8 protein-coding genes are annotated in these 13,508 nt (G+C 35.8%); 5 read left to right on the top strand and 3 right to left on the bottom strand.

The annotated features are described in order from the left end of the window. Window positions 1-64 precede the first annotated feature (64 nt). Window positions 65-2,764, top strand: coding sequence for a sensor domain-containing protein (locus GQR59_RS13810; protein WP_236546768.1), 2,700 nt, complete (start codon window positions 65-67; stop codon window positions 2,762-2,764). A 360-nt stretch (window positions 2,765-3,124) separates the two neighbouring features. Continuing rightward, the gene (gene cls, locus GQR59_RS13805; RefSeq protein ID WP_160063649.1) at window positions 3,125-4,603 is read left to right on the top strand and encodes a cardiolipin synthase; all 1,479 of its coding nucleotides are present in this window, start codon (window positions 3,125-3,127) and stop codon (window positions 4,601-4,603) included. A 255-nt stretch (window positions 4,604-4,858) separates the two neighbouring features. Here the strand turns inward: cls and gpmI are convergent, their stop codons facing one another. Further along, complete coding sequence (gpmI, locus tag GQR59_RS13800; RefSeq protein ID WP_160063647.1) at window positions 4,859-6,376, bottom strand: 2,3-bisphosphoglycerate-independent phosphoglycerate mutase; 1,518 nt, start codon at window positions 6,374-6,376, stop codon at window positions 4,859-4,861. An 867-nt stretch (window positions 6,377-7,243) separates the two neighbouring features. On the opposite strand from gpmI, the gene GQR59_RS13795 reads away from it, so the two are divergent. Beyond that, on the top strand, window positions 7,244-7,432 hold the full coding sequence (locus tag GQR59_RS13795) for a DUF1289 domain-containing protein (RefSeq protein WP_160063645.1): 189 nt from the start codon (window positions 7,244-7,246) through the stop codon (window positions 7,430-7,432). 523 nt (window positions 7,433-7,955) lie between these two features. Here GQR59_RS13795 and GQR59_RS13790 read toward each other — a convergent pair. Next, complete coding sequence (locus tag GQR59_RS13790; RefSeq protein WP_160063643.1) at window positions 7,956-8,411, bottom strand: MerR family transcriptional regulator; 456 nt, start codon at window positions 8,409-8,411, stop codon at window positions 7,956-7,958. A 290-nt stretch (window positions 8,412-8,701) separates the two neighbouring features. Here GQR59_RS13790 and GQR59_RS13785 point away from each other — a divergent pair, with 290 nt between their 5' ends. Beyond that, on the top strand, window positions 8,702-8,971 hold the full coding sequence (locus tag GQR59_RS13785) for a hypothetical protein (protein WP_160063641.1): 270 nt from the start codon (window positions 8,702-8,704) through the stop codon (window positions 8,969-8,971). A 314-nt stretch (window positions 8,972-9,285) separates the two neighbouring features. Here GQR59_RS13785 and adhE read toward each other — a convergent pair whose 3' ends face one another. Continuing rightward, window positions 9,286-11,961, bottom strand: a complete 2,676-nt coding sequence (adhE, locus tag GQR59_RS13780) for a bifunctional acetaldehyde-CoA/alcohol dehydrogenase (protein WP_160063639.1) — start codon at window positions 11,959-11,961, stop codon at window positions 9,286-9,288. A 386-nt stretch (window positions 11,962-12,347) separates the two neighbouring features. On the opposite strand from adhE, the gene GQR59_RS13775 reads away from it, so the two are divergent. After that, a complete protein-coding gene (locus tag GQR59_RS13775; RefSeq protein WP_160063637.1) occupies window positions 12,348-13,508 on the top strand; it encodes an AI-2E family transporter in 1,161 nt (386 codons plus the stop codon).

The following is a 13,508-nucleotide window of genomic DNA, read 5'->3' as shown; positions in this document are numbered from 1 at the left end:
TTTTGTTTTATTAAGTGTTTGATTTTTATATACTAAATTTATTTTGATTTAAGGTGGAATGATATTGTTGAGTAAAGTTAATAAGGTGTTATACATAGGCGATAATATTAAGTTAGTTGAAGCCTTGTTACCCATTAATTCTACTACTAGTGATTTTAGTATTGTTCATCATATTTGTGCGAATGAACTTGAAACAATGATTAGTGAAGATCATTATCATTATTTTATTTGTGAAAGGCCGGTTTTAAATTCTGTAAGAAAAAGCATTACAGAAAAGCACCCAGAGACTCACTGTATTTATTTGACGAATGAAGAGCCTAATCTTAAATCGGTCAATATACCTTCTCCTGAAATGATGAACCTTGTTTCAGCAGAAGTTAAATCAGCTTTAGATTACATTAGCATCCCTATTTACTACCAAAACTCACAAAGTATCATTGTATATTGCAATACTTATTTTTCTCAAATATTTGGGTTGTTACCAGATGATTTAATTGGGCAATGCTTGCAAGAGGTTTTACCTAATGGCGTTATTGATAAAGTTAACAACTCAACTTTAAGAATGGTTAATGATCATCAAATTCGTTTACTTGAATTTGAAATGCGCGATGTCACTGGTATTAAACGTGAGTTTTTGATTCGTGAAGAAGTTGCTGATGATAGCGACCTTAAAGTTGGTTTGTTATTTGATATTTCAGAGATGAATACGGCCAAGGCAACCATCGAAAAAGAACGTGTTATGTTACGCGCCACTGCAAATCTTTCTTCTGATTTAATCTTCTTTAAAGACTTAGAAAGTCGTTTTATTGGTTGTAATAAACAATTCGAAGAGTTTGTAGGCTGTCCTGAAGCTGACATCCTTGGTAAAAAAGATGACCAATTATTTGAAATTAACCAAGCTCGAATGTGTCAAGCTCAAGATACTCAAGTAATTGAAAATAATGAAATATACGTTAATAACGAATACCTTACTTATAATAATGGTGAAGAACATTATATCTTTATGCAAAAAGTACCGCTTAAAGATAAAGACGGAAAAGTCCAAGGTTTAATTGCTATTGGGCGAGATATCACTGAAAAAAGTATTATTAAAAGGCAGCTTAAATTAGCTAATGCTGTATTTGAAAATAGTCGTGATGGTATTTTAGTCACTGACAATACAGGTTTAATCATCACTGCTAACGATGCTTGTTTAGATATTGCGGGTTATTCTAAAGCAGAACTATTAAATCAAAAAATAGCTTCATTTGCTTATGGTCGTGATTATCGTCGATTGTTTATTAATATTGAGCGAGCATTATTAAGTCATGGTAAATGGCAAGGTGATGTTAATTTTTATACTAAACAAGGTGATCTTGGTTATTTTTGGTTAGAAGTTTATCAAATCAAACACAATGAAACCGAGATTGATAATCGCGTTTATTCCTTTACTGATTTGACTCAAAATAAATACAACGAAGAAAAAATCCAGTATTTATCTAAACATGATTCTTTAACTGGCCTTAATAATCGTATTGCTTTATTTAATCATTTAGAGACAGCTATTGCTCGTTCTAATCATAAACAAATTCCAATAGGGATTTTGTTTATCGAGATTAAAGGCATTAAAACAATTAATGAACGCTATGGTCATAATCAAGGTGACTTAGTGTTTAGAGATGTAGCAAAACGTCTTAAACAATCTGCTTCAGATAAAGACTTCATTGCTCGTATTGGTGATGATCAGTTTGTTTTAGTGATTGAGGAGCTTGATAATGAACAAGTTGTTGCTTTAATTGCACGACAGATAGCCCAGCAATTTTCTGAAACAATTACTATCGAAGGCGTGGCTGTCGACTTATCCCTTTCAATTGGTATTAGTATTTGTCCTGATGACGGTATCGAGTTAGATACTGTTCTATCTAATGCTGAAACTGCAATGCTTCGTAGTAAGCAAGATAAAAGCAGTGCTTATCACTTTTATACTAATGAATTAACAGTTAATTCTACTCATCAATTAGCACGTGAAAATGAATTAAAATTAGCACTTGTGGAAGACCAATTTGAGGTTTATTACCAACCTCAATATGATCTTAATAAACGTCAAATTGTCGCTATTGAATGCATGTTGAGATGGCATCACCCTGAGCAAGGCGTGTTGTTACCAGAAAGATTTTTAATGCTTGCTGAACAATCAGGTATATTAATTGAGTTAGGCATTAAAATGTTTACTAAGGCCGCTAAACAAGCTGCAAAATGGCATGCATCAGGTATTAATTTTGGCCGAATAGCACTTCCTTTGTCTAAATTGGAATTATCACAACTTTCATTAATTGCCTCAATTCAGAAAGTACTGTTAAATACAGGCGCTAAAGCAAATTGGTTTGAGTTTGAAATTGAAGAAAGTTTATTTAGTAATGATCTGTATAGAGTTCAAGAAAACTTACTCAACTTAAGTCGATTAGGTATTGCACTTACCGTTGAAGGATTTGGTGCTGAACGATCTGTTTTATACTCAATTGATAAACTCAATATCGATAAATTCAAAATTTCCAAACATTTTATCCAAGGAGTGCCTGGATTTTTAGCGGGAGAAGCGATGCTCAAGTCTGTGTTTGTGTTAGCAAACTCACTTGGTATTGATGTAGTAGGGGAAACAATAGAAAACGATCCTTGCCTTACTAGTGGTGATAAAATATTAACGCAGGATAAATGGAATAATCAAAAAGAGGTAATGACAGCGGCCGAAGCTACTTTTTACTTGAGGTGTAATAAACGTAAATAATCACTTCCTAGTTATACTCTTACCTTACTATTTGAATTGTGAATTGTGAATTGTGAATTGTGAATGGTGTTTGGTTTATGCCAAGTATCATTCAACATTGTCATTGCAAAATTATCACTACAAAATTATCACTACAAAATTATCACTACAAAAATATCACTTTAAAATAACGACTGTTATATTATTTTTTACTAACATCTAGCATATCCTGGTTATTTTACTTATTTGTTCTACTTCTTGTTTATACAGAAAAATAGCTCACTATTGAAATGGATAGCTTTTCTTTCACGTTTACTTTATTAATAGCATTTTCATTTAGCAGTCTTTCACGGCAGCATTTTACTTTTTATTAGGAAGTACATGGAACACCTTGGTTTGAATATGAATTGGTTAGAAAGCGAAATATATATCGCCGCTTCAGCGACATTGTATTTTGGCTTATTAACGTTAATGTCAGTAAGAGTTGTCTTAAAACGTAAACCAATCGGTGTATCACTGGCATGGTTATTTCTTATGTTTGCAATACCTTTAGTCGGCATGATTGGTTACTTCATTTTTGGTGAATTAAATCTAGGTGCAAAGCGAAGCAGACAACGTAAATTAATATCAGGTACTTTCTTAGAGTGGATCCAAGAACAAGCGATGACTTATAAGCAAAGCAAAGAGCTGATTAGTGAAAATGCCCATGCAATGCAATCATTTGTTGAGTCTTATACCAATATGCCAATGGTTAAAGGTAATAAACATACTTTATTAACCACTACCGATGATATTTTATTAGAGCTTACTAAAGAAATTAAAGATGCGAAAAAACATTGTTATTTAATGTTTTATATCTGCAATCAAGGTGGTTTAGTTGACCAGTTATTAGAGGAGTTAAAGTCAGCCGCTATCAGGGGAGTTGAATGTAAATTATTGTTGGATTCAGTAGGCAGCCATGACTTTTTAAACTCTAATTTGCCAGCTCAATTACGACAAGCAGGTGTGGAAGTGGTTGAAGGTTTGCCTGTAGGTGCATTTCGCTTATTATTTCAAAGACAAGATCTGAGGTTGCATCGTAAATTAGTGTGTATTGATGATCATATTGCTTATACCGGTAGTATGAATCTAGTGGATCCTGCTTATTTCAAAATAGATAAAGGTGTGGGTGAATGGATTGATTTGATGGTGCGTTGTGAAGGGCCTATCGTACAACATATGCAGGGATTATTTTTATGGGATTGGAGTTTAGAGACAGAACAAAGCTTGCATTTACCCGAAGCCAATAAATCTTTATTTTGTATTGCAGGAGATGAAAATTCTCAGCTTATTCCTTCTGGCCCTGAATTTGGCAAAGTAGGTATTCATCAAGTGCTATTAACCGCTATTTATGAAGCTAAATATAGTTTAGTGCTAACATCACCTTATTTTGTACCCGATGAAAGTTTGTTAACTGCATTACAAGTGGCTTCAATGCGAGGGGTAGACGTTAAAATTATTCTTCCTGCTAAAAATGATTCAGTAATGGTTAAGTATGCTTCGCGTGCTTTCTTTGAAGATTTATTAAAATCGGGTGTCGAGATTCATCAATTCTATGGTGGTTTGTTACATAGTAAAAGTATCGTTATTGATGAGAAAATTGCATTAGTAGGGACGGTTAATTTAGACCTACGTAGCTTTTGGTTAAACTTCGAAATGACCATGCTAATTGATAATCCAAGATTTGCAGGAGAGTTGTTAACTGCACAAATGCAGTACACTTTAGCGTCTAACCAACTAACCTTAGAGAAGTGGCAGCAACGACCTTTTTTCAAACGTTTATTGGAAGGTTTTCTATATCTTTTTAGCCCGTTGTTATAGTTTTTCACTTGAATATGTAGAGAGAGCTAAAGCTGTAGACCCCTACAAATTTAATATGTAGAGAGAGCTAAAGCTGTAGACCCCTACAAATTTAATATGTACCAGTCTAAATTAAACCAAAAAGCGGTATAAAGCTGTGAAAAATACTGTTGTATATTCAATGTTGTATATTTAATGAATATGCGATTTATACCGGAAGCAGGGTAGTTGTCCTACCCTGCTAAAGTAGAGGCTTTATACACTATATTGCATAAACTAAATTAATGAATGTCTTGTCATTACGGCAGGTTGTTCTATACCCATTAATTTCAGTATTGTTGGTGCCATATCGCCTAACACACCATCTTCAATATTTTTAAGATCTTTATCGACTAAAATCACCGGTACTGGATTGGTCGTGTGTGCGGTGTTTGGACTACCATCTGGGTTGATCATGGTTTCACAGTTACCGTGATCGGCGATAATCAATGTTGTATAGTCATTAGCAAGGGCTGCAGTAACAACATCTTTGACACATTCGTCTACTGCTTCACAGGCTTTAATTGCTGCGTCCATCATACCTGTATGCCCTACCATATCGCCGTTAGCAAAGTTAAGACAAACAAAGTCTGCTTCACCTTTGTTCAGTTCTGGTATTAACGCATCACGCAGTTCATAAGCACTCATTTCAGGTTGTAAATCATAGGTAGCTACTTTAGGCGAATTTTTTAAGATGCGAGATTCTCCTTCAAAAGGTTCCTCTCTACCACCTGAAAAGAAAAACGTCACATGTGGATATTTTTCTGTTTCAGCAATACGAATCTGTTTTTTGCCGTGTTTAGCTAACACTTCGCCTAACGTTTCATTGATATTATCTTTGTTGTAAATGACTTTTACATTTTCAAAGGCATCACTGTAGTTAGTGATTGTCACGTAGTATAAATCGAGCTTTGTCGTATTTTGCTCTGGGAAGTCTTGTTGATTTAACATTTCAGTTAATTCACGACCTCGGTCAGTACGGAAGTTAAAGAAGATAACAACATCATCTTTTTTAATTGTCGCGCGTGGTTGTGCCTGATCATCAGTTAAAATAATTGGCTTAACAAATTCATCTGTTACGCCATCTGCATAACTTTGTTCAATTGCGCTGATGGCATCTGTCGCTTTTACACCAACACCATTCACGAGTGCATCATAAGCTAGCTGAACGCGTTCCCAACGATTATCTCTATCCATTGCATAATAACGGCCAGTAAGAGAAGCAATTTGGGTATTGGTGTTTTCAATGTAGGCTTCTAAATCTGCAATCGAGGCTTTGCCTGATTTTGGGTCAACATCACGTCCATCGGTAAAAGCATGTACGTATGATTGCTGTATACCAGCTTCTTGTGCTGCATCAATAAAGCCTTTTAAGTGGCTAGAATGAGAATGAACTCCTCCATCACTTAATAAACCTAAGAAATGTACCGCTTTATTGTTATCTTTAGCATATTGAAGTGCATCAACCAGTACCGGCTCTTTAGATAACGTTTTCTCTGCTACTGCGATATTAATTTTTGCTAAGTCTTGGTAAACAATACGCCCAGCACCTAGGTTCATATGGCCAACTTCACTATTACCCATTTGCCCTGATGGTAAACCGACATGTTCACCATCAGTTCGTAGCGAAGCATTAGGGTAGTTTTGATATAAAGAATCTAGAAAGGGAATATTAGCATTGTCTGGTGCTGATACTTTAGGGTCTGGAGAAGTACCCCAGCCATCTAAAATCATAAGAATTGTTTTTTTGTTCATGTGACCACCTAGTATAATTTTTTAGTTTTAAATCGTTGTTTAACTATTTCTCTTACGGTGCAAACAATAAGTGTTAACAAAGTAATAACATGGATTTAAATGATAATGGTTATTATTAGTGTGTTGTTAATTTAAGCTTAAATAGTAAATTTGTCTATGAAATACCTTATTTTTCCCATGGATATTTCCAATCAAATTGATAGGCAAAAAAGGGGGATGAATATAAGCTTATTTGAATCAGGTTTGTTTTTAGGGGCGCATGTCGAATTAGGTGCAGCTTAGTGTTATGAGCGGAGGAGCTCTGCGAGTCCTGTTTTTAGCTTGCAGGTATTGTGTTAACTGGTCTTCGCTCATCCAATCTGTGGTGCCTTTATTGGCAGTTGTTTCGCCCTGTCGGTGGAACATCTTTCTTTTATCAGAAAAAGGCAGCAAAGAGATTGTCACCGAATCGTTTTTTACTCCACATCATCAATCGCTTTTATAAGACATTCGGAGATAATGACTGGATTGGTCAGTGAATACTGCCGCTTAATTTAATAAACTTATAGTAATCCCAATCACACTAATTAACTGATCTATTTTATTTGTTAAAATAACTTATTTCTTCGTTGTAAATTTCGTAAAGGGCACAACCTATTAATGAATTAACATGTTTTAGTTAATTCACCGACAGACGATTAACGAAGTTAATCTTCGAAAGGCCTCAATTTACGCCTTAAACTAAGTCATTTTTCCTGCGCAAAATTTAGATCACTTATTTAATGTAATCGGTATAAAGTTTATCCGAAGTATTTAACCGCTTTACAGTGTTAGAATCTATTCCTGTCTAAGCTTTGAGTATGAGATCAATAAAACGAGATACCTGAAATGAAAAAAAGAAAAAGTCCTTGTATCGACCAGTGTGATTTCTCAGCAACCAAAGGCTGGTGCTTAGGATGTGGAAGAACGAGAAAGGAGTGCCAAAAGTGGAAGACAATGACGCCTTATAACGTCAATATTCTTCAAAAAGATCTTACAAAAAGAATGATACAAATTAAGGCTACAAAGAACGCCTAAAAAATAAAGCAGTGGGTAGAAGTAGTACATCTTAGCAATGAAATTGGTTTAAATTTATTACGATGAATGATGATAATACCAAAAGAATTAATAAGATGATCATTCTTGCTGGTTAAAATCACCCCTAACTGCGTTGTGAATTTTGAAGTGAGAACAACTACCCCCTACAACTCACGCCTTATTAGTGTTAATTTTTCCTGCGCAATCTCTGATCACTTATTTAATTCCATTGGTATAAGCAAAAAATTAAGGGGAGTCACTTTGATAAGTCTTGTACTGATTTTTGTACTTTATAAAGCGTACTGGATATTTTTGGTTAAAAAGCTGCCTATCTTGGCTCAATTTAAAGTGCTTAATAATTGATAGGCAGTTTATAGCATCAGATTCAAAAGGGTTTAGCAGCAATCCGAATTGCTACAGCAATCACCACAAGCACAACTTTCTGCACACTTACAGTTGTCTGTATTGCAACAACAGTTCGGTGTTTTTTTATCTTCACAACATTTACATACTTCACTCATGCTTACTCTCCAGTTAGGTTAGGGTCGTTGTCAGTACTACAGCACTGCCAATGATTTTCAAAACAATCTAATAAATGACAACCAGTCTCTATGCTCTTACTTGAACCACACGAATGTGAAAACATTTCTAATGCTTCTACCGTTGCTTGTAAATCAGAAATCTGTGTTTTAATTTCTTCAATTTTTGTTAACGATTTATGCTTAACGACTGATCGTGATTGACTACAACAATGATCGAAAATGAGAAAATCCTTAATTTCATCTAAGGAGAAGCCAACACCTTGAAGCTTCTTCACCAAGCGAACAATACGAATATCTTCATTAGAATAATGACGAAATCCATTCGTTTTTGGTGGTTGTTCAATAATGGCTTTTCTTTGATAAAAACGAATTGTTTCTACGCCAACATTTGCTGCTTTAGCCAGCACGCCAATGGTTATGGGTTTCTTCTCATTCATCGATAGCTCCTATCCTACACTCTGTACCTAGGTACAGAGTCAAGCAGATATTTATACAAAAAGCAAAAAGTTTGATTTTTTATCGTCTTCGTTCGTTGAGTCAGTTGGGGATTTCTTGACTGTGGCTTCGCCCTATCGGCGACAATGCTCTCTGCTAATATTGGCAGTATTCCTACTGGTTTAGTGAGTCGTGTTGCACAACAACGAAATTAAATGAAAAGTAGTTGTTTTTTAACCTTTCGTTGCTTACTTTGAATCATTGTTTTACCTCTGAACAAGGGGTTATTTATTTGAAGATATATGAGGTATTACCTGTGAAGTTATTTACTATTTCATTTGTTTTTTCAGTGGCCACTTTGTTTATATTGATTATGTTGGATAGTGAGTTATCAAATTTATATTGTGTTTGGCCGCTTCAACTTCTTGAGGCAACAGGCTTATTGGGCAATAACACTGACAGTTTTTATAATAATTGGTATTCGTTCTCAATGACTTTCTCTTTGTTTGTACAAAGTGCCGTTATCTATTTTTTGACATCAAAGCTCGCCGTTAAAAATTAATACCAAAAGAATTAATAAGGTGATTATTCTTGCTGGTTAAAATCCCCCCTAACTGCGTTGTGAGTTTTGAAGTGAGAACAACTATCTCCTACAACTCACGCCTTATTAGTGTTAATTTTTCCTGCGCAATCTCTGATCACTTATTTAATTCCATTGGTATAACTTATCTTTAACTGCAACTTTATTTTTATCATGATTCTTGCCATTGCTTTATTGTCTCTGCTTTAGTTTCAGAGGTTAATTCGTTGACTTGGAATCTCAGGTACAAAAAAGCCTGCATAAAGCAGGCTTGATAATCATTTTTTTAGAGATAATTATTTAACTAATTCTTTAACTTTCTTAATTACTTTTTTCTCTTCTTTTACTGCAACTTCTACTTCTGGTGCATCCATTACGTCAGCGTAAGCAGTACCGTAGTAAGAAGCGATTAATACTTCTTTAAGCTCTGCGATTAATGGGTAACGTGGGTTTGCACCTGTACATTGGTCATCAAATGCGTCTTCTGCTAGTGAATCCAATTTCGCCATGAATTCAGCTTCGTTAACGCCAGCTGCTTGGATTGATAATGGAATATCCAATGCTACTTTTAACTCTTCTAACCAGTTTAGTAGGGCGTTTAGTTTATCTTCAGTGTTACCTGTAATAAAGCCTAAGTGTGCTGCTACTTCTGCATAACGAGCACGTGCTTTAGGGCGATCGTACTGTGAGAATGCAGTTTGTTTAGTTGGGTTATTTGTTGCGTTGTAACGAATCGTATTCGAAATTAATAACGCATTAGCCAAACCATGTGGAATGTGGAATTCAGCACCTAGTTTGTGTGCCATTGAGTGACAAACACCTAAGAATGCATTGGCAAATGACATACCAGCGATAGTGGCTGCGTTATGTACTTTCTCACGTGCAATTGGGTCTTTTTTGCCGTTTTGGTAAGAGCTTGGTAAGTACTCTTTTAACATTTTAAGTGCTTGTAACGCATGGCCGTCAGAGTATTCATTCGCTAATACAGAAACGTAAGCTTCCATTGCATGCGTTACCGCATCGTAGCCACCAAATGCACATAAAGTTTTTGGCATGTCCATGACTAAGTTAGCATCGATAACCGCCATGTTTGGTGTTAGTTCGTAATCTGCTAATGGATATTTTTGACCTGTTTTTTCATCAGTTACCACGGCAAATGGTGTTACTTCAGAACCAGTACCAGAAGTCGTTGTGATACATACTAATTCAGCTTTAGAACCCATTTTAGGGAATTTGTAGATACGTTTACGAATATCCATAAAACGCATTGATAAGTCTTCAAAATCTGTTTCTGGGTGTTCATACATTACCCACATGATTTTTGCCGCGTCCATTGGTGAACCACCACCAACTGCTAAGATAACGTCTGGTTGGTAGCTTAAACAAGCTGCTGCGCCTGCTTTTACGACTGCTAACGTAGGATCGGCTTCTACTTCATGGAATACTTCAACTTCCATGCCTTTTTCTTTTAAGATACTGCGTAAATCATCGATGTAACCGTTGTTGAATAAGAAGCGGTCAGTCACGATTAATGCACGTTTTTTACCTTCAAGATCTGTCATTGCAACAGGTAAACAGCCGCGACGGAAGTAGATTGATTTTGGTAGTTTATGCCACAACATATTTTCAGCTCTCTTAGCAATTATCTTTTTATTGATAAGGTGTTTAGGACCTACGTTTTCAGAAATGGCATTACCACCCCATGAACCACAACCTAGTGTTAATGAAGGTGCAAGTTCAAAGTTGTAAAGGTCACCGATACCGCCATGAGACGCTGGTGTATTAATAAGAATACGTGCAGTCTTCATTTTGTCGCCAAAGTAAGCGATACGATCAGCGTTCGCGTCTTGGTCAGTGTAAAGTACTGACGTATGACCCACACCACCTATGTCTAAAACGATACCTGCTTGACGTACTGCATCTTCAAAGTTTTTGGCTTTGAATAAACCTAATGTTGGAGATAGTTTCTCATGTGCAAACTCGTCATCCCAAGATGCCTCTAAGCCTTCACCGATAAGAATTTTAGTAGAAGTTGGTACTTTAACACCTGCTAGTGCAGCAATTTTGTATGCTGGTTGGCCAACGATTTTTGCGTTAAGCGCACCATCGATAATCATCACTTTACGCACTTTATCTGCATCTGCTTTGTTTAGTACTTTAGCGCCGTATTTTGCAAAGCGTGCTTTTACTTCGTCGTAAATTGATTCAACAACAATCGCTGCTTGCTCAGAAGCACAAATAACACCGTTATCGAATGTTTTAGACATTAAGATTGAAGAAACCGCACGTTTGATATCTGCTGTTTCATCGATAACAACTGGGGTATTACCCGCGCCAACACCGATAGCAGGTTTACCTGAAGAGTAAGCCGCTTTAACCATGCCAGGACCACCTGTTGCAAGGATCATGTTAACATCGTCATGTTTCATTAGTTTGTTTGAAAGCTCAACTGAAGGCTCATCAATCCAACCAATAATGTTCTCTGGAGCACCTGCTTTAACTGCTGCTTCTAATACAATTTTAGCAGCAAAGTTAGTTGCATTTTTAGCGCGTGGATGCGGAGAGAAGATACAACCGTTACGTGTTTTAAGACAAATTAGCGCTTTGAAAATAGCTGTTGATGTCGGGTTAGTTGTTGGAACGATGGCACAAACAATCCCTAGTGGCTCAGCGATAGTAATAGTACCGCCTTCTTCATTGCGTTCAATGACACCACACGTCAGTTCGTCTTTGTATTTGTTGTAAATAAATTCAGAAGCAAAGTGATTTTTAATTACTTTGTCTTCCATAATACCCATACCAGATTCAGTGGCTGCCATTTTAGCAAGTTCAATACGTGCTGTAGAGGCTGCTAAAGATGCGGCGCGGAATATTTTGTCAACTTGCTCTTGTGAGTAGTTTGCAAATTCTTTTTGTGCTGCTTTTACGCGAGCCACCATTGCATTTAGTTCTGCGACATTAGTTACTGTCATATATTTCTCCAAAGTTTAATAAATTTAAAAATTTTAAAAGTGCTTTATTAAAACGGTGTATTTAAAAACAGACTTAGTAAATAACTTTCAACTTGATTATAGGAAGATATGAGATTGTCATATTGATCAAGATCACTTTAACGTGATGCTTTGTGTTGTTTTTTGTGTGATCTAGGTCACTTATGTTGGATAAGGTCTAATAAATAGATATTTATTATAAAATCTACTACTAAAATAATAATAAATATTTAAATAGTATTATTATATGCTTATATATCAATTGGTTAAAATATAAGGTTAAGTAATTTTTATTAATCATTCACTATCCTTTATACTTCGATTTAATTACGTTATTTAGAACATAATCCCATTAAGGAAAGTGCAAAATGGTTAATGCATCCACCGCGGCACGTACGGCTTTATATTTTTCTGCTTTAGTCATTTCACTAGCAGGTATAAAAGTAGCTGCACCGATTGTTGTTCCCTTTTTACTTTCTTTATTTGTCGCAATTATATGTAACCCTGCGATTAATTATCTTGAAGGTAAAAAAGTGCCGAGAGGGTTAGCGATCACCCTTGTTATTTTTACTATCTTTTCTCTGTTTATTATTTTGGGCGGGGTAATTGGCGCTGCTGTAAATGATTTTAGAAAAGCGATTCCAACTTATGAAGCACAATTATCAGAGCAAATTACTTGGTTAATAGGGTGGTTAGCAAATCACGATATTGTGATTTCAATGGCTGAACTCCGAGGTTATTTTGATCCCGCAAAAGTCATGAATTTAGTGACAACAACCTTATCCGGCTTTAGCAGTGTATTAGGCAATATATTTTTATTGCTCTTAACGGTTGTATTTATGCTCGCTGAAGGAAAAGTATTTACAAAGAAACTACACATGGCTTTTGATGATTCTGCGCATACAGAAAAACGCTTAGATCATTTCTTAACCATGGTAAATCAGTACATGGCAATTAAAACCATGGTTAGTCTTGCTACTGGGGTCATCATTGGTACTGTGTTGTGGGGAATGGGCGTACAATTCTATGTGTTATGGGCCTTATTAGCTTTTCTATTAAATTATATCCCTAATATTGGTTCAATTATTGCTGCAGTGCCTGTTGTTATTCTCACCTTCTTACAGCTTGGTGCTGGTTATGCTTCTGTTGTTGTTGGGTTATTTGTTAGCGTTAATATGATCATGGGAAATGTGGTCGAACCACGTTTCATGGGGCGAAGTTTAGGTTTATCAACGTTAGTTGTATTTCTCTCATTAATTTTTTGGGGATGGCTACTAGGCGTAGTCGGTATGCTGTTATCGGTTCCGTTAACGATGATTTTAAAAATTGCCTTAGAAAATAGCGAAGATGGCCGTTGGTTTTCTATTTTATTAAGTTCTGACGAAGAGGTCGAAGCATTGGAAATTGCCTGCGAAGATAAAGAGACTGATGGCGAAACCTGTGTTAATTCATTCGATTTACCGGTTACCAATACAGGTGAAGCAGAATCAGAAACGTTCGTTAACTCTACTACCAAAGAAGAAAAATAA

This window comes from Psychromonas sp. L1A2 (genome assembly GCF_009828855.1).
Taxonomy (GTDB): Bacteria; Pseudomonadota; Gammaproteobacteria; order Enterobacterales; family Psychromonadaceae; genus Psychromonas.
The sequence above is the reverse complement of the archived record's forward strand: the minus strand, read 5'-3'. Positions and strand labels throughout refer to the sequence as shown.